The organism is Marinobacter bryozoorum (genome assembly GCF_023156245.1).
Lineage (GTDB): Bacteria > Pseudomonadota > Gammaproteobacteria > Pseudomonadales > Oleiphilaceae > Marinobacter > Marinobacter bryozoorum.
The window spans coordinates 1-20,776 of record NZ_JAKZAH010000039.1; the positions used below are offsets into that span (position 1 = coordinate 1).

The window sequence follows — 20,776 nt, forward strand, 5'->3', positions numbered from 1 at the left end:
CTTCGCCACCGCGCCTAGCTCTCAAGGCTCTCAGTGGCTCAGTAGATCAGCGAATTAACCAAACGGGACACTAGCGGGGCCTGGGCTTTCCTGACGCTATAGGCAGGTCGTAGGTGTCGCCACACTGTTTTACATTCACGACAAAAATTCACGCCAATCAAGCTGCCGGGCACCTCAGACACTACCTGAAACCGCGCAGTAGTTTCCCCTATTCCACCCAAAACCACCGTCGTCTCCGGCTACACTGACAGGCTCACATTCAGTGCGAAGGGAGATGTGCAATGGCTGACCTGTATCAGGATTTTCATTTGCAACCGCTGGCCGGTGAATGGCGTGAAGGCAGTAGTGAAACCACGCGCCCGGTGGTGAACCCATACTCCGGAGAGGAGCTGGTGAGCATTCGGCTCGCCAACTCAGACGATCTGGACATGGCCTACCGCAAGGCCGAAGCCGCCCTGCCCTTCGGTGGCGAGAAGAACTCCGGCCTGGGCCGCTTTAACGGCGACTGGGCCATCGAGGAGTTCTCAACCGTGCAGTGGGTCAGCGTGCAGCGAACACCCAGGCAGTATCCGTTCTGAGTGAATGCTTAAATTTCAGGCCTGCCCTGAAAACCGGTTAATTTCATACCGTCAGGGGCCGCCAGCCTCTGGCGGCTCTGTATCTCCTGAAGCAAACAAAAACACCGCCGGGATTGACTGAAACATCAGCACTTCGCCAAATTTTCGCCGGCAGCGTTCACGCTTTAGGGAGCGCAGTCAAGTCTCTCTGATCAGGGGAAGGATTATGCCTCAGATCACGAACACCAACAGTGCCTCGGTGCATGTACAGCGCAATCTGAACGCGTCGCCCGTCGGTTATATGGGTCAAGAACGATCCGCCCCAACAAAGCGCTCAACAGCGTGCTGGACGGCTTCATTGAGCCCCATCCCTTCATCTGCAGCTTTCATCGCAAGCCTGCGGTGTAGCTCTCGTCCAATGCGGATATTGAAGGACCCCTTAAAGGGGCGGTTAGGCTCAATACCCAGGCGTTCGCAATCTGCCAGGTATTCATCAACCGAGATTTTGAACTCTTTCTGCAAATCACGGAGGTTATCGGCCTGGTAGGTAACCAGGTCGTTGATGAACAGCAGCTTGCCATACAGCAGCCCTTGCTCCAGGTCGTGTTCTATAGAGCCTAGCTGGCCCTTGTACTTCATGGTGTTACTGCTCATAGAACCCCCCATGCCTGCAGTGTTTGCACAACATCCCTGATCATCAATGGTCCGCATACCTTTTCCGGGTGTGGTCGGTGCAGGAGAATCATCAGGCCGCGCTGCCCTCCTACAGGTTCAAGATAGAATCGCACACTTGAACCACTACCCTGCTCTTCAGCGAAGCCCAGTCCAAGCAGAAAACTCCTTAAGTCGGACCACTTTATATCTTTAGGAGTAGGCTTTCGGACGAGCTTCTCCCTGAACTTTTCCTTGTTAACCATAAGATCTTCCTGACCAACCTTTTGCAACTATTATATGGTTGCTTAGTAAGTAGAACAATAGCGGCAATCACAGGCAGCCATCACCTGACCCTTCGGCACCATACTGCGCTCGGCCGACGCCAAAGCACTTCCTTCGCCAACCACCAATCTCTAAAACTGGCACACCCTTCGCAACACCTCCCTCAACTACCGCAATAAGCGTCAAAAAACTGCAGACTATTGCCGCCCTTGCCGCGGCCGGGTCCATGAGGTGTTCCATGCAAGCACAGTACAATGTCCAGCTCTCTGATTCACAAAAGGCCAAGGTGGCGCGGCTGGTGCTGGAGGCCAATGCGGCCTATGGCGAGTCCAACAACCCTCAACGTCGCTACCTGGAACGGGTGCAGGCCCGGCATGGTTGCCGGCAACTACTGGACCAGGCGCTCAGCTTGCAGCCGGACCATGCGGCTGCCGTTGGCCTGCTGGGCCGGGTGGCCATGGATGAAGGGGACCTGGGCCGGGCGGGTGACTTGTTTGAGCAAAGCCTGCTGATCCAGCCGGAGCAGCCCCAGCAGTACTGCAACCTGGGCTACTGGGCCCTGAAAGCTGAACGGCCGGTGAAGGCGGAAAGCTACTTCCTGCAAGCGCTGGAACTGGACCGGCAATCTGCCGCCGCTTTCTGCGGTGTCGCCCATGCCAAGCGGGAGCAGGGGCAGTTTGATGTGGCTTACCTGCATTACCGCAAGCTGATCCAGCTGGGGCTGGACTGGCCCAGTGTGTTCAGCGGCATGCTGCAATGTGCAGCGCAGATCGAGGTGCACCAGGCGGATACGGAACTGGCCCTGGACGCCATTGCCCTGTTGCGCCGGGACGAGCTGCCGCACCAGGAAATTGGTCGCTTCTGTGCGGCGATACTCCGCCAGCAGTACGACCTGGGTAACCCCAATGCGGAGGTCTTCCTGGACGCTGCCGCCGAGGACGAGCTGTTGATGCTCGCCCTGGACAAAACCCTGATGCCAGACCCGGCCATGGAAGAGCTGCTTACGCTGCTGCGCCGGGCCGTTATTGCCGAGGTCGCCCAGACCGTTTCCCTGCGGGACGAGTTGCAGCCCCTGACCCTCGCCATCGCCCGTTATGTGGACCGCACCGGTTATGCATTGGTAGCTGCAGAAGACGAAGAAAACCTGGTTCAGACCATCAATGACAGCATTGCCGCGCAGCTGGCCATGAATGAACCGGTAGAAGCGCTGGTCGGCAGTGTCATGATCAGCGCCATGTACGGCGCCTTGTTCCACCAGCACTTTGCCGCGCAGCTCGGGCAATGGTCCCTGACCGACTGGCCGGCCGCGTTGCAACCGGTGATGGCCGCCAGCTACTACGATCGCGCCATGGACGAGGCTATCAAGCAGAACTTCGATGAAAAGGCCGAGGAACTTACCCTCGCCCGCACCGATGTGCCCCAGGCCTGGCCTAGCTGGCAGCGCCTGGCGTATCACGCCGGCAGCAGCCTGAAGACCATTATGGCCCAGGAACTGGGACTGGACGCCGCTGCCCAACCTGGCACCCTGCGCATGATGATCTGCGGCGCGCAGTCCGGCCAGCGGGCACTGGAACTGGCCCGTTATCTCGACGACGTGGAAGTGATCGCCGTGGACGAGTCCCTGGCCAATGTGGCCACGGCCGCTCGCCGCGCGGATGAGATGGGGCTGACCAACATCGTATTCTGGCCCTGGTCCTTGGCCCGCCGCTTCGTGGCGGATGGGCACCAGGTTCACTGGGTGGAGGTGGGCCGCCTGCCCTCTCCGGCCATGTCAGACCTGTCCCTGGCCGCACTGGTCAGCGATGCAACGACCGGCGGTGCGGTGGTTCATATGCATACCACAGTTGCCGAGCAGACCAGGGGTGATGAGCAGATTCGTCAGCTGATTACCGCACACAACCTGCAGCCGAGCCGGGAGACATTGCGGCGCCTGCGGCGTATGGCACTGAACAATGCCAACGATCCCCAGTGGCAGGACCTGTTGAAAGAAGAGGACTTCTACGGCCTCGGCGGCTGCCGTGACCGCTGGTTCCGCCCCCAGGATATCCGCCAACTGCAGGATCTCATGGGGCTGGTGAGCAACGAGGTGGACTGGAAACTGGTCAAGGCCCGTGACAGCGACGGCCATAGCCTGGCTCTGGGACCGGTAGCCCGGCAGGTACGCGCCGAGGCGCTGGGGAGCCAGGTGCAGAGCCTGGTGGGTCAGCCGCTGTCGGTTTACTTTGTGCGGCGTAGATAATAAGGCATTTTGGCCACGGAATCCACGGAATCCACGGAATCCACGGAATCCACGGAAGAACACGGAAGAACACGGAAAGAAAATCTGAAAAGAAAGACAAGAAATTCTTGGCCACTAAATCCACGAAACCCACGAAAGTTAAAGAAGAATTTTTCGTGGGTTTCGTGGATTTAGTGGCGAAAAGATCTTTATGTCTTTTTCCGTGTTCTTCCGTGAGTTCCGTGGCAAAAAGTTCGTTCTAAGTTTTGTAACTGAGTTTTACCACCAACCCCGCCGCTAAAAATACGGCACAATCGACTCCCCCCAAAGGTGCAGCTCCTCCAGGATGTGCATCTGTTCCGACGTGATATCCGGACTCCCCGCCAGCCTCTGCAGTTCACGCCCGTAGGCCTCCAGCGACAGCCATCCCTTCTTCGGCTCCATCAGGCGTTTTCGGCGGAAATCCTCCCAGCGCTCCCGTTCGCCGTCAATCAGTGTGCCCGGGTAATTGCGGGCCCGGTAGCGGAACAGTAGCTCCGGCAGGCGTGGGTCTTCGAAGCGGATGTCCAGTTCGCCCAGGGCCTCCGGGGGTTGGCTGATGACCCAGTTGAGCTTTTCCCGGTCGGTGTTGCTGATAAACCCGCCGCTGTAGAGCTGTTCATCGGGGTCGGTCAGGTCGCTCTCCGGCTGGTGGCCGAAGGCTTCGGCAATTTTTTGGGACAGGCCTTCGGCGGCTCGCAGGGTGGCGAGGTTTTGCCGCAGGGTTTCGCCGTCCAGTTCCAGTTGTTGCAGGCGCTCCGGGTCCAGGCTTTTGAGCATGGTGCCCGGGGCCAGTACCGGGCATTTGTTGAGTTGGACGCCTTTGAGCGGAAAGCGGCTGACACCCTCTTCCATATCCCCCTGGCGGGTGAAGACCCGCTCCCGGATCTGTTCCGCGGTGGCGTTGATCAGCTCGGTGGGGTCTTCCCGCAGGTCGTAGACGATCACCTGGTTCTTGTTGGTGGGGTGCTCTGCCACTGGCGCCACCATGGCGCAGCAGCCGCGGGTGGCCGGGTACTTGGCGGAGATGTGGAACACCGGCTTCATGGTTGCCGTGTCCAGCATGGCCCGGGCGGAGTGCTTGTCCTTGTTGTTGACGACAAAGTCGAACAGCTTTGGCTGCTTCTCCTTGATCAGTTTTGCCAGGGCTATGGTCGCTTCCACATCCGACATGGCGTCGTGGGCTGCTTCGTGGGCGATGCCGTTGGCGGCGGTGAGTTCTTCCAGGCGGAAGCTGGGGCTGCCGTCTTCCTTGCGGGGCCATTCGATGCCTTCCGGGCGCAGGGCATAGGTCAGGCGTACCATGTCGATAATGTCCCAGCGGGAATTGCCGTTCTGCCATTCCCGGGCGTAGGGATCCCGCAGGTTACGGTAAAGGGTGTGGCGGGTGACTTCATCGTCAAACCGCAGGCTGTTGTAGCCCACCGCACAGGTGCCGGGCTGGCTGAAGGCCTCGTTGATCTGTGCGATAAAGTCCGCTTCCGGGTAGCCGTTTTCGAGGGCCTTCTGGGGTGTGATACCGGTGATCAGGCAGGCGACCGGGTGCGGCAGGTAGTCGTCTGTCGGCTTGCAGTATATGACCAGCGGGTCTTCAATGATGTTGAGGTCCGCGTCGGTGCGCACGCCAGCGAACTGGGAGGGCCGGTCGTGGATGGGATCTGCGCCGAAGGTTTCATAGTCATGCCAGTAGAAAGTGGGGGTCACACCTGGGCTCCCGGTCGTTTTCGTTGGATGCGCGAAGTGTACCAGTTTCCCCGAAAAGATCTGTACTGCCTCCGCGCGGGTTTCAGGCGTGATCCAGTTTCAGGTTTTGCACGCTTTAACGGTTCAGCCGTTATATGCATATTTAATCCGCGTATACTGTGGCACTTGATCGACAGCGCTGGAAGCGCCTGGCCATCAGGCAGCGAAGGTACCATTCCGTCTTAACGGCGAGCTTTTTCTCATGAAAACCCGCATTCTCATCTGCGACGACTCGGCCATGGCCCGCAAGCAGATGGCACGGGCCCTGCCCCAGGACTGGAAAACAGACATCCAGTATGCTGAAAATGGTGAGCAGGCCCTGGCGGTTATCCGCCAGGGTGCTGCGGACCTGTTACTGCTGGACCTGAACATGCCGGATATGGACGGTTATCAGGTGCTTGAGGTCATCCGGAAGGAAGACCTGCCGGTGATGAGCCTGGTCGTGTCCGCTGATATCCAGCCCGAAGCCCGTAATCGCGTCAGGGTCCTGGGTGCCATCGACTTTGTGAAGAAACCGGTGGAACGCGGCCTGCTGGCCCGGTTACTGGAGCAGTTCGGCCTTTACCAGCCGGATGCCTCCGCCCCGCAGCCCCACAGTAGCCCGAAAACTACGGCACTTCCTTTCAGTGTAGGCCTTTCGGACTTTCTCCAGGAGGTCTCCAACGTGGCTATGGGCCAGGCGGCGGACCTGCTCGCCCGCTTGCTGGACGTATTTGTGCAACTGCCCGTCCCTAAAGTGACCACCATTTATCGCAGCGAACTGAGCATGCTGCTGTCCGCAGCCACCGAGCAACAGGGTACCTACTCAGCGGTCTGCCAGGGCTTCACCGGCGCAGGCCTGTCTGGTGAAGCGTTGCTGCTGTTTTCCGACGCCAGCATCGACGATATGGTGCGGCTGCTGGACTACGGCGATGTGCAGTCTGATGCGATGGATGTTGAGGTGCTGATGGACATGTCCAGCACCCTGTTCGGGGCTTTTCTGCGGGGCGTCGGCGAGCAGATGGACATCCACCTGGGCCTGGGACAGCCCATGGTGCTGGGCCGACACCAGCGGGTGGATCACCTGGTGGAGTACCACAACCAGCGCCAGGAAAAACTGATGTGTGTGGAGATTCCCTACCGACTGGAGGGCTACGAGATCGAATGCGACCTGCTGGTATTCCTCACCGAGGAATCCATCCGCCAGCTGGAAACCCGGCTGCCCTTCCTTACCGGTGAACACTGAGATGACTCGGGGGAGCATGTATGGCTGACGTATCTGACGCCACCGGCTACCACAGCCTGGTTACGCTGCTGGAGTCCATCGAGGTGGGGCTGGTGGTCATTGACCTGGACTACCGTGTGCAGGTGTGGAACGGCTTTATGGAAAACCACAGTGGCCTCACGGCCAACCGGGTTCTGGGCCAGCCCCTGTTTGACCAGTTCCCTGAATTGCCCAGGGCCTGGCTGACCCGCAAGGTGCAGTCGGTGATTACCCTGAACACCCGCACGTTTACCTCCTGGGAGCAGCGCCCCTACCTGTTCCGGTTCCGCAACACGCGCCCGGTGACCGGCACCGAGGAGTACATGTTCCAGAACCTGACCATCAGCCCGCTGACCGGTCCGGGTGGCCGGGTGGACCAGGTCTGCCTGATGATCTACGACGTCACCGATGTGGCCAGCGGCCGCCGGGCCCTGGAGCACGCCAACAAGCAGCTGGAGCGACTCAGTTCCACCGACCGCCTGACCGGCCTGCTCAACCGGGGTACCTGGGAAAACCTGCTGGACGCTGAGTTCGAGCGCTACCGCCGCTACGGCCACAACACGGTGCTGGTGATGTTCGATATCGACCACTTCAAACCCATCAACGATACCTACGGCCACCTGACCGGCGACGAGGTAATCCGCGAAGTGGCCCGCATCACACGGCAGGCCCTGCGACAGTCGGACAGCCCCGGGCGTTACGGAGGCGAGGAGTTTGCCATTATCCTGCCGGAGACGGACATCGACGGCGCCCTGGTGATCTGCGAGCGCATCCGGGAAGCCATCGCTGAGACCACCTTCGAGACCGACGAGGGGCCCATCCACTGTACCGTCAGTATGGGACTGGTCCAGCTTACGGATACCCCCGAGAATTACATGCAGTGGCTGCAGCAGGCCGATGAAGCCCTGTACCGGGCCAAGAAAACAGGCCGTAACCGCAGTGTCGTGGGCGGTTCAGACTGAGAACCCCGCAAGCTCTTCGATGTGCTTGCGATAGTCCACCACCAGCCGTGAGGTCCGCCAGTCCTCGGGCCTGGCCGGCGCTGGCCTCTGGGCCAGGATGGTTTGCAAAGTGTCCGCCGCTGCCCGCGCCTCCGCCTGGGGATCGTCCTCCTGGCTCTCATAGCACTGGGAGGACGGCACGTACTCCGGGTACGCCAGGCGCCGGGGCGCCAGGGCCAGACAGCCGGAGGCCATGGCTTCCAGCATGGCAAGGCCCTGGAAATCATGGACCGCGGTGCTCAGTACGACATCCGCGCCCGCCAGTAACCGGTCGTAATCCCCTCGCTGCTCTAGGAAACCCCAGTTCTCCAGCTTGGCGCCAAACTCTTCCTGAATCTGCCCGAAGGCCCTGGGCTGCTGCCGGAACTGCTCCCCTACCACGCTCAGGCGGAAGGGCTGCTGCCGCCGGCGCAGTTCCCGTAATAAATACAACAGCCGCTCCGGCCCCTTGTCGTATTCCCAGCGGTGATTCCAGAGCAGGTGCGGCTGCGACCAGTCCGGGGAAGCGTTCCGGGTGGTGAACAGGCGGTCCGCGATGGGCACCGGCACCACCCGGGACTTCTCTTCGATGGACACCGTCATATCCGGCGGCAGCCGGTCCGGCATCTGGTCGATAAACCGGTAGGCACCCTGCAGAAAGCTGTCCTGGTTCCAGGCGCTGTTGAACAGCACCCGGTCCGCGGCCAGCGCACTGTAGAGATTCACCATCGCCGGCTCCACACTGGAGTGCTGGCGACCGGAATCCGGGTAGGCAAACTGGTTTTCGTGCATGTACAGGATGGACGGGGTGCGGGCCAGTTGGGGGTTCAGCCCCTTAAGGGTGGCAAGGTCCACCATGGAGGTCGCCAGGATCAGGTCCCAGGGCTCCTGCAACAACGGCTCACCCAGCCAGCTCAGGGGATTGCCCCGTATCCGCCAGCGAAAGAACCGCGGCGGCAGCGCCAATACGTTCCAGTGGTATTCCGGCAAGGCTGCCAGCAACTGGTCCCGCCAGCGGCGGTGGCTGCCGGCGTCGTAGCCGGATAGCAACAGGATGCGTTTTGGGTACGTCATATCAGCGGAAACAGGGCCAGGGTATGCGCCCCAGTGTATTCATCCCGCGACCGGTTGTCGCCTCGCTCTCTTACCCCACTCTTTAGCCCGCTCTTTTCCCCAACCCCCTCGTCCCATTTTCGGAGCTCAGCGGTTCGCCAGCCACACCGCCTGGTAGGGTTTCAGGGTCAGGCTGCCGGAGAGGTCATCGATTTCCAGGCCGCTGATCAGGTCCCGCCAGTGGTCGGTACCGATCAGGTTGATATCCGCCAGTGCCACCTGTTGTACCTCGTCGGTGATGTTGTGGATACAGAAAATGGACTGGTCCCGCCGCATGCTCTGACGCCAGAAGCCGAAGATTTTCAGTCCCAGGTGCAGGGTGAACTGGGTGGCGTTGGGATGGAAGGCCGGTTGTTGGCGGCGGAGGGCAATCAGTCGTTTGAGCTGATGGAATACCTGGTTGTGCCGGCTGATGGGGTTGTCCAGTTCCCGCTCCAGGGTCTCCAGGTCCCACTGACTACGGTTGATGGAACGCAGGCGGCCGGTGTGCTCCACCCGGGCGTAGTCGTTGCCGGTTCCCAGCAGGCTGTGAATATAGAAGGCGGGGATACCTTCCAGCGCCAGCATGATGGCATGGGCACAGAGAAACCGTTGCAGCTGCCACTGGTCCGGCCCGCTCTCCTCGGTGCCCTTCAGGGCATCCCACAGGGATATGTTGATTTCGTAGGGCTGGTTACCACCGGCGGGCAGGCGCCGGTAGGACACCTTGCCACCGAAGGTTTCCAGGCAATGGATCAGGGCCTGTTTCTCGTCATCGGTCAGCAGGCCATCGGTGGGTCGTAACCCGATGCCGTCGTGGGAGGCGATAAAGTTCAGGTAGGTGGTGCCCATCTGCGCCGGGGGCATGCTCATCAGCCAGGTTTTCAGGTGGCGGCAGTTACCGCTGACTAGGGTGTTGATCAGCAATGGGGGCAGCGAGAAGTTATAGATGACATGGGCTTCGTTGGCGTTGCCGAAGTAGGTCAGGTTCTCCCGGTTGGGCACGTTGGTTTCGGTAATCAGGATAGCTTGCGGTGTGTGGTGCTCCACCAGCAGTCGCAGCACTTTGATGATCTCATGGGTCTGCTGCAGGTGAATGCAGGATGTGCCCGGCTCCTTCCAGAGAAAGGCCACCGCATCCAGCCGGAAGATACGCACCCCCTGCTCCAGGTAGAACCGCATGATCTGAACGAACTCTACCAGCACCTGGGGGTTGGCGAAGTTCAGGTCCACCTGGTCTTCGCTGAAAGTGCACCACACGTAGCGCTCACCGTCGTCAGTCTGCACCGGCACCAGCAGCGGTGAGGTGCGAGGGCGAACGACCTCACTCAGGTCCTGGGTCGGGTCCGTTTCGTAGAAATAGTCCTTGCCCGGGTGCGCCCGCCGGCGGAAGTTCTCGAACCAGCGGCTGCGGGCAGACATGTGGTTGATCACCAGGTCGGCCATCAGCTTGTAGTCCCTGGCAATGGCGCGGATATCCTCCCAATCCCCCAGGGATTCGTTCACCGCCCGGTAATCCATCACCGAGAAGCCATCGTCCGAACTGTACGGAAAGAATGGCAGCACATGGACCCCGCTGACGGTGTCTGCCAGGCAGTCGTCCAGGAACTGCTTCAGTGTCCGCAGGGGTTTCTCCCCTGGCCGCTGCACACTGTCGCCGTAAGTGATCAGCAGTACATCGGATTCGTCCCAGTTATTCCGGTGCGCCGGCGGCCCCTGAGCATCTTCTGCCAGGTCCATGGCGCCGAGCAGCTCCCCGGCCAGCCATTGCACATCCAGCGCGGGGTAAATCTGCTGCAACATGCCCGTCAGCTTGTTGGTCAGGGTGTCAGTCATGGTGCGAAATCCCGGTTATCCAGTTCCACGGCTTCCACCAGTTCGTCCATCAGGTTTGGCAGGGCGCTGGCCACGCGGCTCCAGCTGGGTATGAATGGCGCGTCCATGGGGTTTTCCAGGAAGTAGTTGCCCGCCTCCATCACGTTGCTGGCGAACATCTCCACGGCCTTCTCTTCCCGATGCCGGTCGATGGTCAGGCCGTTGATGAGGGCGTCGTTCTGGTAGGTTTCGATGAAATCCAGGGCAATGCGGTAGTAGGTGGCCTTGATTGTGCGGAACTCCTCGGTGGAGAGCACTTCGCCGTTGGTGGCCAGTTTGCGGAACAGGGCCTTGCAGATATCCAGGCTCATCTTGGACAGGCCCTTGCTGGCGTCATCCGGTGACAGGTCCTGGTGCTTGTGGTCGTAGTTGTCCGCAATGTCCACCTGGCAGATCCGGTTGGTGGCGTAGTTGCGGCGCATCTCTGACAGCACCCCGATTTCCAGCCCCCAGTCGCTGGGGATCCGCAGGTCGGTGATCACATCCCTCCGCAGGGAAAATTCCCCGGCCAGGGGGTAACGGAAGCTGTCCATGTAATCCAGGAAGTCCCTTTGCCCGCACACCTTCTTCAGGGCACGCAACAGCGGTGTCACCAATAGGCGGCTGACCCGCCCGTTCATGCTGCTGTCAGATATCCGGGCGTAGTACCCCTTGCAGAACATATAGTTGAACGACGGATTGGCCACCGGATAGATCAGCCGGGCCAGCAGGTCCCGGGAATAGGTGAGAATATCGCAGTCATGCAGGGCAATGGATTTGACCCGGCCGGAGGCCAACATATAGCCGAAACAGAACCAGACATTGCGCCCCTTGCCCATCTCGGATGGCGCCAGGCCCTGCTCCCGCAGTTTTTCATCGATGGCCTTCAGCCTGGGGCCGTCGTTCCAGAGCACCTTGACGTTCTGGGGCAGGCCCGAGAAGTATTCCATGGCATGGCGATACTGCCCTTCGTCGGCACGGTCCAGCCCGATGACAATCTGGTCGAGGTAGGGCACCGCCTTGAGCTCTTCCACGATATTGGCCAGGGCCGGGCCTTCCAGTTCGGAGTAGAGGGAGGGCAATACCAGGCCCATGGGGCGGGTTTTGCTGAAGGTAAGCAGTTCCCGCTCCAGGTCCCCCACTGGCCGGCGGGTCAGGTTATGCAGGGTGGTGACAATGCCGTTCTGGTAGAAATCCCCCATGCGGTCTCTCCTTGTTCTGAGTGAGGGTCCTTGCTGTCAACGGGGCCGGTTCTGGGAATCAGTGGTATTCGTCCCGCTCCAGGATGTCCAGTACACACTCATTCCAGCCTACCGGCCCGGGCTGCCGCGATCGCATGACCCGTTGCCCTGTTGGCAGCGTAATCCGGCTTGCGCCGGGGCCTGCCATGACCACTGCAAGGTCCGCGCCAGCGAGCATGGCCTGGTCATTGGGGCTGTCCCCCAGGGCCACGGTTCGCCAGTTCCGGCCGGGCCAGCGGGTACGGTAGCGCCGGGCCAGTTGTGCCATGGCATCGGCCTTGTCGAACCGGCCCATGACGTGGAGAAAGCGGCCCCCGGCGAGCAACTGGAGCCCTGCAGCCTCCAGGGCCAGGCGAAAGGCCGCCAGGTCTGCCTCCGGGCCCTGCCAGAGCAATGGTTCGGTGGCGATCCGGTCCCTGGCCTTGCTGGCGCCCTCCAGGTCCAGCCCGGTGTGCGTGGCAACCTCTTCGTCCGTCATATCCGCAAAACCGGCAAACCGGAAACCCTGCGCCCTGAGCCGCTGCAGGTGCGCGAGGATGTCGTCGCGACCAGCCCCCAGACAGGTGACCTGTTCCGGCCCTGTCTCAAAGTAGTCCTTCGGTATCACCGTGGCAGCGCCGTTCTCCACGATAAAGGGGTGGTGGTTACCCATCGCTCGCCGAAGCGCTTCCATTTCCGCCCGGGTCTTGCTGGACGTCAGTACCAGCGGGATTTCCAGGACTGCCAACTGCTCCAGCGCAGCCTGTGCCGGCGACCAGTCGTAGGTGTCATGGTCCAGAAGCGTACCGTCCAGGTCGCTGAACAGGATCAGTGCCGGCCCGGACATGGCCTCAGGCCCGGGTCAGCGTGTGGTCTTCGTCCAGCGCCAGCAACACGTCGGCCCGGGCGGGCATCTCGTCCAGGCAATGCCGGGTGATACGTTCGTAGTGCATGACAAAGCGTTCCAGTTCGGCATCCCCCATAATGCGCACTTGTGGTGCGGGCCGGCCACTTTCTTCGCCCACTTTCGGGGCAGCCCGGTAGCGCTCGGCGAGCTTATGCTCCTGTTCCGTGCGCCAGCGTTTAACGGCATCGAACGACGGCGCCTTCATCATGATCAGCAGGTCCATACGCTCGAAGTACTCCTTGTAGGGGCCGTCCAGTTGCTGGTTCACATAGCGCCGCCAGCGGCCGTCTGCATCCTCGTTTTTTTCCAGGTCGTTCAACGGTGTTGCGAGCTCCCCTTCTGACTGGGGCAGCGCTCCGAGACACCAGCCCTCCACCAGGATGATCTCCGGGTGACCGATAAACAGGGGCCAGTTCTCCTCCGGTTCCCGGTCGTCCAGGGCCTTGTTGAACACCGGCATGGGGGTGCGGGAGCCAGCATTGGCGGCCGCCAGTTTGTCCAGCACCTTGTTGCCAAGGGCCAGGTCGTGGGTGCCGGGTGCGCCCCGGGTAGCCAGCATCGGGTGTTCCTCCCTGGCCAGTTCACTGCGGGCCTCCCGGGTATGGTAGATGTCATCCAGCGACAGGCTTGCCGTAGGGCAGCGGTAGCGATAGGCGAGCAACACCCGCAAGAAGTCCGTCAGGGTGGATTTGCCGGTGCCCTGGGCACCGTGGATACCCACGATCAGGGGTGTGTCGGAGTCCTTGCTGGCCTGATAGAGTGACAGGGCAAGCGGCTCGATCACGTCGCTGACGGTTCGGCGGTATTCCGGCGGCAACCGGTGCTGGGTCATCAGGGCTTCGAGGGCATCATCAGTATCTGTGTTCGGCATAGCATTGGCTCCAGGCGTTTACGTCTTCCTGTAAAAAAGCAGGTTTTGTACCAGCGACCCCGTTTGCCCCGGTACTTGCACCAGTAGTACATCCACCAGTATAGGAGGAGAATGGCCTACAGCCAGTCGGCACCGGCCAGTTCCCTTATGACAGCATTCAGCGGCATACAGACAACCCGGCGCTACCTGGACTTACCGGATAGCTTCTACAGCCATGTCCAGCCTACGCCCCTGCGGGGCAACGTCAGACTGGTGCATTTCAACAAGGACCTGGCCGGGGAAATGGGGCTGTCGGTGGCAACCCCGGAAGACTGGGCAGACATTGGCGCGGGCCGCGCGCTACTGGAAGGCATGGAGCCGGTGGCCATGAAGTACACCGGTCACCAGTTCGGCATGTACAACCCGGAGCTGGGAGACGGCCGCGGCCTTCTGCTGTGGGAGACACAGGACCCGGACGGCCGTATTCGGGACTGGCACCTGAAGGGCGCCGGCCAGACCCCCTACTCCCGCTTTGGCGATGGCCGGGCGGTGCTGCGCTCCACGATCCGCGAATACCTGTGCAGCGAAGCGATGCATTACCTGGGCATTCCGACGACCCGGGCCCTGTTCCTGGTGTCCTCCGACGAGCCGGTGCGTCGGGAAATCATCGAAACCGCGGCGGCCCTGGTGCGGGTAGCCGATACCCATATCCGCTTCGGCCACTTCGAATACGCGGCCAACCACCTGGGACAGGACGCGGTCAAAACCCTGGCGGATCACACCATTGGCTATCACTTCCCGGAACTGGCAGAGCTTCCGGAAGCCGAACGCTACCCGGCCTTCTTCGCCGAAGTGGTTCGCCGTACTGCCCGCACGATTTCACGGTGGCAGGTGGTGGGCTTCTGCCACGGGGTGATGAACTCCGACAACATGTCGATTATTGGCGACACCTTCGATTACGGGCCCTATGCGTTCCTTGATGCGTTCGACGCCCGCTATATCTGCAACCACACCGACCAGGGCGGTCGCTATGCCTATAACCGCCAGCCGGAAATCGGCTTTATCAACTGTCAGTACCTGGCCCATGCGTTATCGTCGCTTATCAATACAGACGACCTGCGCCGGGGCATGCGGGAATACGAACTCACCTATAACTCGGTGTTCCCGGCACTGATGCGGGAGAAGCTTGGGTTAACCGGAGACGGGGAGAACGACCAGGGCCTGATCATGGACACCTTCAGCATGCTCCATGAGCACAGCGTGGACTACACCCGGTTCTTCCGCGGCCTGTCCACCCTGCCCTCCCGGGGACCGGGACCGGTGCGGGACCTGTTTGTGGACCGCAACGTGGCGGATGTCTGGCTGGAGCGCTACCAGGAGCGCGTTGAGAAGGAATCAGCAACGCCAGAGCAGCGCGAGCAGTCCATGCGCCAGGTGAATCCGAAGTACATACTGCGGAACTACCTGGCCCAGGAGGTGATTGAAGCAGCGCGGGAGGGTGACTACGCGCCACTGGATGAACTTCTGACAGTTCTGAAGCGGCCCTTCGACGAGCAGCCGGAGTACGAACACTACGCCCAGGTGCCACCGGACTGGGGGCGGCGTATGAGTATCAGTTGCTCTTCGTGAAGGGAACTGAAATAAAGGACTTTTTGCCACGGAATCCACGGAAAACACGGAAAACACGGAAAAAGAAAAGCGAAAAAACCTGTTGGCCACTAAACCCACGAAATCCACGAAAAGCTATTTATTCACTTTCGTGGATTTAGTGGCAAAATCTTTTCGCTGTTTTTTGGTTTTCCGTGTTTTTCCGTGGATTCCGTGGCTAAAAAATCAAACTGCCTTGGCAGCGATGATCTTGTCGTGCCACTCCACCGGGCCGGTCTGGTGGACCGATGTGCCGCGGGAGTCCACCGCGACGGTGACCGGCATATCCTCCACCTCGAACTCGTAGATGGCTTCCATACCCAGTTCCGGGAAGGCAACCACTTCCGCTTTCTTGATGGCCTTGGAGACCAGGTAGGCAGAGCCGCCCACGGCCATCAGGTAGACGGCGCCGAATTCACGGATGGCGTCGATGGCCACCTGGCCGCGCTCGGCCTTGCCGATCATGCCGGTGAGGCCGGTTTTCTCGAGCATGGTGTGGGTAAACTTGTCCATGCGGGTTGCGGTGGTGGGGCCTGCGGGGCCGACCACTTCTTCGCGCACCGGGTCTACCGGTCCCACGTAGTAGATAAAGCGGCCTTTCAGGTCCACCGGCAACTCTTCACCGTTCTCGATCATGTCCACCATCTTCTTGTGAGCAGCGTCGCGACCAGTGAGCATCTTGCCGGACAGCAGCACGGTTTCGCCCGGCTGCCAGTCTTTCACGTCTTCCGGAGTAACTGTATCCAGGTTCACGCGGCGCACGTTATCGCCCACTTCCCAGGTGATTTCCGGCCAGTCTTCGAGGCTCGGCGGGGTCTGCAGTGACGGGCCGGAGCCGTCCAGTACGAAGTGCGCGTGGCGGGTGGCGGCGCAGTTGGGGATGATGGCGACCGGCTTGTTGGCGGCGTGGGTGGGATAGTCCTTCACCTTCACGTCCAGCACGGTGGTCAGGCCGCCCAGGCCCTGGGCGCCGATGCCCAGGTCGTTGACCTTGTCGAACAGCTCCAGGCGCAGTTCCTCAGCACGGTTGGAGGCTCCGCGCTCTTGCAGGTCATGGATATCGATCGGGTCCAGCAGGGACTCCTTGGCCATCTCCATGGCCTTCTCGGCGGTGCCGCCGATGCCGATGCCCAGCATACCCGGCGGACACCAGCCGGCGCCCATCTGAGGCACCATCTTCAGCACCCAGTCCACGACCGAGTCGGACGGGTTGAGCATGGCAAACTTGGACTTGGCCTCGGAGCCGCCGCCCTTGGCTGCGACATGCACTTCCACCGTGTCGCCGGGCACCATCTTGTAGTGGATGATGGCCGGGGTATTGTCGCCGGTGTTCTGTCGCTTGCCGTCCGGGTCCGCCAGTATCGAGGCCCGCAGCACGTTGTCAGGATGGGTGTAGGCCCGGCGTACGCCTTCGTTGATGACATCGTCCAGGGGCTGGTCGCACTCGAACTTCACGTCCATGCCGATGTTGACGAAAACGGTGACAATGCCGGTGTCCTGGCAAAGGGGTCGGTGGCCCTGGGCGCACATGCGGGAGTTGATGAGGATCTGCGCCATGGCATCCTTGGCCGCCTGGGACTCTTCCTTCTGGTAGGCCTCATACACGCCCTGGATAAAGTCCTTGGGGTGGTAGTAGGAAATGAACTGCAGCGCGTCCGCTACGCTTTCGATCAGGTCGTCCTGGCGGATTACGGTGGTCATAGGCGTCTCATCAGTTTTCCGGTTGTTCGGTTGGAGGCGCGGCCGGGGAGAGTCAGGAGGACGCGCCATAAAAACGGCGCACAGTTTACCAGCCGGGTCAGGTTTTATACAGGCATGCTGCGTCTTTGCATCTGCCCGTGATTCTGGGGTTTAATCGCCGACCACGACCAAAGTCGTAGGCCGGACCTCGGCCATCATAAAAATGATAGAAAGGAGCCCTCCGTGAGCGAACACGTTGTCATTGAAGTCCGCGACCAGGTACAGATCGCCCGCCTGAACCGCCCCGATCGCAAGAATGCCCTCAGCCAGGCCATGTACGCCGCCCTGGCGGATGCCATTACCAACGCCGAGAACGACGCCAACATCCGTTGTACGCTGATTACCGGTACCGAGGAATGCTTTACGGCGGGCAACGACCTGTCTGACTTCGCTGCCGGCCCGGTGGGAGATTTTGAAACTTCCCCGGTTGGGCGCTTCCTGTTCGGTATGGCAAAAGCCGAGAAGCCGGTCGTGGCGGCGGTCAATGGCCCAGCGGTGGGCATTGGCACCACCATGCTGTTGCATTGTGACCTGGTGTTTGCCGGTAACAATACCGCCTTCCAGATGCCGTTCGCCAACCTGGGCCTGTGCCCGGAGGGTGGTTCGAGCCTGCTGCTGCCGGAATGGCTTGGCCGGGTTCGGGCGGCGGAGCTGCTTATGCTGGGCGGAACCTTCGATGCACCCAGGGCCGCTGAACTGGGGCTGATCAACCGGGTTTGCGAGCCCTCTGATACGGAATCCGAGGCGCTGGCTGCCTGCGCCCAGCTCGCTGCTCAGCCGCCGGCGGCTATTCGCGCCACCAAGCGTTTGCTGAATCGTCGTAATACAGCCGAACTCAGGGAGGCAATGCTGGCAGAAGGCGAGGCGTTCGGTGAGCGGCTGAGGTCGCCAGAAGCGGCGGAAGCGTTCAAGGCGTTTATGGAAAAGAGAAAGCCGGACTTTTCCTCGTTTTCGTAACGTATCTTTCAGGCCAGCCCTGGGTTGGCCCCTTCCCCATTTGGGCTTCAGTTATCCCCTGAAGGCCGCTGCAACCGCCGGATCAGTTGACCGAGTGTACTGGCCAGCTGATCGGCCTTGTCGCGGTCATTGCCGAGCCGGAGGAACCGGGAGTTGTCGCGGGGATCGTAGATCCAGCAGGATTCCGTGGCGTTTTCGCAGCTCCACTCGATCATGGGACTGATTCCGTAGACCGGCAGGGTGATCGTACCGAGCTGGCGGCGATCACCTTCCTGTCGGCTTTCGCGGAAACTGAGCTCGCCGCTGTTGGCCGATACCTGGTAGAGAATGTCCGGGCGGCTGCCTTCGCGAATCAGGCGAGCGTCACGGCTCCAGCCAGCCTGGTCAAACAGTCGGTTCAGGCGGTTAACCAGGGCGCCTGTGCTGGCATCACCGGCCACCGTTGCCTGGTCGCCGGCACCTGTCTCACCGGCCGGGGCGATTTCTGCAACCGGTTCATCTGCGGCATTGTCAGCACCGCCGGACTGGCTGGAGCGCTCCTGTTCGATCCTTGTGATGAGCTTGAGAGCTTCGGTGTAGTGCTCACCATCAGCGCCGGTGCCGGCCACGTAGTTCTCAAGGGCGGAGAGCGCTTCGTTGTAGTGCCGGGAACGGGCCATGACCTCACCCCGGTAGTACAGGTGCTCCGGGGGCTTGTCACCTTCAATGCGCTGCAGGCGGTTCAGGTACTCGGCCGCCTGGCCCCAGTTTTCCCCCTCTACTGACTCTTCCACTGCCAGCATCAGGCGCTGGATTTCATGCTCCGGAGGGAGGGCCGCAGCGGAACCCGACGAAACCAGCAGGGCGCCCGCCAGCACCAGCCCGGCCACAGGCGCTCTCCCCGGCACCTTAATTCTTGAGTACATCGTTTTTCTCCTCGCCTGTTCCTGACGGATATGCGGGCTGATCGTCCTGTTCCTGCTGATCCGCATCGTCCTGGTCGTCGCCCGCCCGCGATGCCCCTTGCTCACCCGCCCCGGGGGGCTGCGTTTGCAGAGACGCTGGTACTTCGTCCTCATCACCGCCGGCATCTGCCTGGTCGGTGATCGTCCGTGGCAGTTCCTTTTTCACCCGCACACCCAGCTCAACGAACCTGCTGGCCTGGGATATCAGGTTGCCCCGGCCCCGGGTCAGGGTGTTCATGGCGCCATCGTAGGTGGTCTGCACAGTCTGCAGCTGGCTACCCATTTTCTCCATCGCCTCTACGAAGACCCGCAACTTGTCGTAGACCGCACTCGCCCGGTCAGCAATCTTGCGGGCATTCTGGCTCTGGCGCTCGTATCGCCAGATGTTCTCGATAGTCCGCAGAGTGGCCAGGAGTGTGGTTGGTGTCACTACGGTAATCTTTTTCTCGAATGCTTCCGCGAACAGGTTCTCGTCGTACTGGAATGCCGCCACGAACGCCGGTTCGATGGGCATGAACAACAATACGAAGTCCGGTGAATGCAGGCCATTGAGCTGGCTGTAGTCTTTTTCGCTGAGGGTTCGGATGTGTTGGCGAACGGCTTCCACGTGGGCCTTCAGATGGTTTTCCCTTTCAACCTCGCCTTCTTCGGTCACCCATTGCTGATAGGCCACCAGGGAAACCTTGGAGTCGATCACCAGGTTACGCTGGTCCGGCAGGTGCACCACCACGTCCGGGCGCAGCAACTGGCCATCGCCATCCCGATAGCTGCCCTGGGTGTCGTACTCCACGCCCTTGCGCAGGCCGGACCTTTCCAGCACCCGCTCCAGGATCAGCTCACCCCAGTTGCCCTGGATTTTCTTGTCACCCTTGAGGGCCCGGGTGAGGTTGGCCGCCTCCTCGGTGATCTGCTGGTTCAGCTCCTGCAAGGATTTGATCTCGCTGCGCAGGGCCTGCCGGTCCTTGGTCTCAGTGGTGTAAACGTCCTCCACTCGCTTGCGGAAGTCCTGGATCTGGTCACGGAAGGGGTTAAGCAGGCTGTCCAGGCTGGTACGGGTCTGCTTGCTGAAGTGCTCGCTTTTCTGTTCAAAGATACGATTGGCAAGGTTTTCGAACTCGTGCTTGAGGGCGTCCCGGTTACGCTCCAGCAGCTCCAGTTTCTCGTTGGCGGCCTTGCGCTCCTTGTCGATGGTGACGTCTTGCTCGCGCAGCTTTACCCGAGCCGCTTCCAGGTCTGAAGCCAGTTCATCCCGGCGTGCTTTGAGCTCGCCTTTCTCACGCTCCAGGCTCTCGGCCCGCTTCTGCTCGGACTGTTTCTCGGCTTCCAGGGTGGCGCTGCGCTGTTCGAGCGTACCGGCCTGGCCCCGCCAGTGTTCGACCCGGTGCTCCAGCTCCTGCAGCTGTTCCGAGCGCTCTTTTAACCGGGTCTCCGCCTGGTCCAGCCGCTGGTTCTGAAGTTCCAGCTCATGGAGCGCCCGTGCCAGTTCGTGACCTGATTGCTGATGCGCCTCCCTCTCCCCGGCCAACTGGCGCCCCCGGGCCCGCAGTGCCACAATCAGGGCAAGGATAACAAGGGTAAGTACAGCAAAGATTGCCAGTGCAATTGGCTGGCCGATAATCTGTTCCCACAACGGCTTCAAGGCGACGGTCTCCAGCGATCTTCAGGCCTGCGCTTTTCATCAACTTACGGTTGCCAGTACTATACGCGAATTCCTCAACGCTGTGGCTGGCCGGGGTTTGGCTACCCTGGGCCAACCAACCCGACCATGGCGACACCCGAGGGCTTTTCACTGGCCATTGTGAAGTTACCGTAAACCCGGACGAGGGACCGTTCATGTATAATCCGCGCG

Annotated in this window: 15 protein-coding genes and 1 pseudogene; 6 read left to right on the top strand and 10 right to left on the bottom strand. The window is 60.9% G+C overall.

Features of this window, described 5'->3' with window-relative positions; translation table 11 throughout:
* Positions 1-446 precede the first annotated feature (446 nt).
* A pseudogene (locus MLC59_RS16375) lies at positions 447-578 on the top strand (aldehyde dehydrogenase family protein); the annotation flags it as partial.
* A 285-nt stretch (positions 579-863) separates the two neighbouring features.
* On the opposite strand, the gene MLC59_RS16380 reads toward MLC59_RS16375, so the two are convergent.
* On the bottom strand, positions 864-1,211 hold the full coding sequence (locus MLC59_RS16380; RefSeq protein ID WP_248236486.1) for a type II toxin-antitoxin system HicB family antitoxin: 348 nt from the start codon (positions 1,209-1,211) through the stop codon (positions 864-866).
* Positions 1,212-1,731: 520 nt separating this feature from the next.
* On the opposite strand from MLC59_RS16380, the gene MLC59_RS16385 reads away from it, so the two are divergent.
* Complete coding sequence (locus tag MLC59_RS16385) at positions 1,732-3,732, top strand: hypothetical protein (protein WP_248236487.1); 2,001 nt, start codon at positions 1,732-1,734, stop codon at positions 3,730-3,732.
* Positions 3,733-4,008: 276 nt separating this feature from the next.
* Here the strand turns inward: MLC59_RS16385 and sbcB are convergent, their stop codons facing one another.
* Positions 4,009-5,454, bottom strand: a complete 1,446-nt coding sequence (gene sbcB, locus MLC59_RS16390; protein WP_248236488.1) for an exodeoxyribonuclease I — start codon at positions 5,452-5,454, stop codon at positions 4,009-4,011.
* Between the two features lie 241 nt (positions 5,455-5,695).
* Between sbcB and MLC59_RS16395 the strand changes: the two genes are divergently transcribed.
* Complete coding sequence (locus MLC59_RS16395) at positions 5,696-6,718, top strand: response regulator (protein WP_248236489.1); 1,023 nt, start codon at positions 5,696-5,698, stop codon at positions 6,716-6,718.
* Positions 6,719-6,738: 20 nt separating this feature from the next.
* Positions 6,739-7,698, top strand: coding sequence for a sensor domain-containing diguanylate cyclase (locus MLC59_RS16400; protein ID WP_248236490.1), 960 nt, complete (start codon positions 6,739-6,741; stop codon positions 7,696-7,698).
* Here MLC59_RS16400 and MLC59_RS16405 read toward each other — a convergent pair.
* The 5 genes from MLC59_RS16405 to MLC59_RS16425 all read right to left on the bottom strand — a co-directional run bounded on the left by MLC59_RS16405 (position 7,690) and on the right by MLC59_RS16425 (position 13,660).
* Positions 7,690-8,790 (bottom strand): tRNA-queuosine alpha-mannosyltransferase domain-containing protein, encoded by a 1,101-nt coding sequence (locus MLC59_RS16405; protein ID WP_248236491.1) that lies wholly within the window; start codon positions 8,788-8,790, stop codon positions 7,690-7,692. The two genes, MLC59_RS16400 and MLC59_RS16405, sit on opposite strands and share 9 nt — an antisense overlap.
* A 126-nt stretch (positions 8,791-8,916) precedes the next feature.
* Entirely contained in the window at positions 8,917-10,644 is a 1,728-nt protein-coding gene (locus tag MLC59_RS16410; protein ID WP_248236492.1) for an alpha-amylase family glycosyl hydrolase, read from the bottom strand.
* Positions 10,641-11,864, bottom strand: coding sequence for a glycosyltransferase family protein (locus MLC59_RS16415; RefSeq protein ID WP_248236493.1), 1,224 nt, complete (start codon positions 11,862-11,864; stop codon positions 10,641-10,643). Before MLC59_RS16415 ends, MLC59_RS16410 begins: the two co-directional genes overlap by 4 nt.
* Positions 11,865-11,922: 58 nt before the next feature.
* Entirely contained in the window at positions 11,923-12,729 is an 807-nt protein-coding gene (locus tag MLC59_RS16420) for an HAD-IIB family hydrolase (protein WP_248236494.1), read from the bottom strand.
* Positions 12,730-12,733: 4 nt separating this feature from the next.
* Entirely contained in the window at positions 12,734-13,660 is a 927-nt protein-coding gene (locus MLC59_RS16425) for a hypothetical protein (protein WP_248236495.1), read from the bottom strand.
* A gap of 147 nt (positions 13,661-13,807) precedes the next feature.
* Between MLC59_RS16425 and MLC59_RS16430 the strand changes: the two genes are divergently transcribed.
* Positions 13,808-15,268 (top strand): protein adenylyltransferase SelO, encoded by a 1,461-nt coding sequence (locus MLC59_RS16430; RefSeq protein WP_248236507.1) that lies wholly within the window; start codon positions 13,808-13,810, stop codon positions 15,266-15,268.
* 204 nt (positions 15,269-15,472) lie between these two features.
* On the opposite strand, the gene MLC59_RS16435 is transcribed toward MLC59_RS16430, so the two are convergent.
* Complete coding sequence (locus tag MLC59_RS16435) at positions 15,473-16,987, bottom strand: fumarate hydratase (RefSeq protein WP_248236496.1); 1,515 nt, start codon at positions 16,985-16,987, stop codon at positions 15,473-15,475.
* Positions 16,988-17,209: 222 nt separating this feature from the next.
* On the opposite strand from MLC59_RS16435, the gene MLC59_RS16440 reads away from it, so the two are divergent.
* Complete coding sequence (locus tag MLC59_RS16440; protein ID WP_248236497.1) at positions 17,210-17,983, top strand: enoyl-CoA hydratase; 774 nt, start codon at positions 17,210-17,212, stop codon at positions 17,981-17,983.
* A gap of 47 nt (positions 17,984-18,030) precedes the next feature.
* Here the strand turns inward: MLC59_RS16440 and MLC59_RS16445 are convergent, their stop codons facing one another.
* A complete protein-coding gene (locus MLC59_RS16445) occupies positions 18,031-18,888 on the bottom strand; it encodes a hypothetical protein (RefSeq protein WP_248236498.1) in 858 nt (285 codons plus the stop codon).
* Entirely contained in the window at positions 18,872-20,479 is a 1,608-nt protein-coding gene (locus MLC59_RS16450; RefSeq protein ID WP_427901737.1) for a DNA recombination protein RmuC, read from the bottom strand. Before MLC59_RS16450 ends, MLC59_RS16445 begins: the two co-directional genes overlap by 17 nt.
* Between the last annotated feature and the right edge of the window lie 297 nt (positions 20,480-20,776).

What these genes read in the sequence shown, in the direction of transcription:
- MLC59_RS16395 (WP_248236489.1), top strand. Translation starts at nt 5,696, where the DNA reads ATGAAAACCCGCATTCTCATCTGCGACGACTCGGCCATGGCCCGCAAG.
- MLC59_RS16415 (WP_248236493.1), bottom strand. Translation starts at nt 11,864, where the DNA reads ATGGGGGATTTCTACCAGAACGGCATTGTCACCACCCTGCATAACCTG.
- MLC59_RS16385 (WP_248236487.1), top strand. Translation starts at nt 1,732, where the DNA reads ATGCAAGCACAGTACAATGTCCAGCTCTCTGATTCACAAAAGGCCAAG.
- MLC59_RS16380 (WP_248236486.1), bottom strand. Translation starts at nt 1,211, where the DNA reads ATGAGCAGTAACACCATGAAGTACAAGGGCCAGCTAGGCTCTATAGAA.
- MLC59_RS16405 (WP_248236491.1), bottom strand. Translation starts at nt 8,790, where the DNA reads ATGACGTACCCAAAACGCATCCTGTTGCTATCCGGCTACGACGCCGGC.
- MLC59_RS16400 (WP_248236490.1), top strand. Translation starts at nt 6,739, where the DNA reads ATGGCTGACGTATCTGACGCCACCGGCTACCACAGCCTGGTTACGCTG.
- MLC59_RS16425 (WP_248236495.1), bottom strand. Translation starts at nt 13,660, where the DNA reads ATGCCGAACACAGATACTGATGATGCCCTCGAAGCCCTGATGACCCAG.
- MLC59_RS16420 (WP_248236494.1), bottom strand. Translation starts at nt 12,729, where the DNA reads ATGTCCGGGCCGGCACTGATCCTGTTCAGCGACCTGGACGGTACGCTT.
- MLC59_RS16435 (WP_248236496.1), bottom strand. Translation starts at nt 16,987, where the DNA reads ATGACCACCGTAATCCGCCAGGACGACCTGATCGAAAGCGTAGCGGAC.
- MLC59_RS16445 (WP_248236498.1), bottom strand. Translation starts at nt 18,888, where the DNA reads ATGTACTCAAGAATTAAGGTGCCGGGGAGAGCGCCTGTGGCCGGGCTG.
- MLC59_RS16430 (WP_248236507.1), top strand. Translation starts at nt 13,808, where the DNA reads ATGACAGCATTCAGCGGCATACAGACAACCCGGCGCTACCTGGACTTA.
- MLC59_RS16410 (WP_248236492.1), bottom strand. Translation starts at nt 10,644, where the DNA reads ATGACTGACACCCTGACCAACAAGCTGACGGGCATGTTGCAGCAGATT.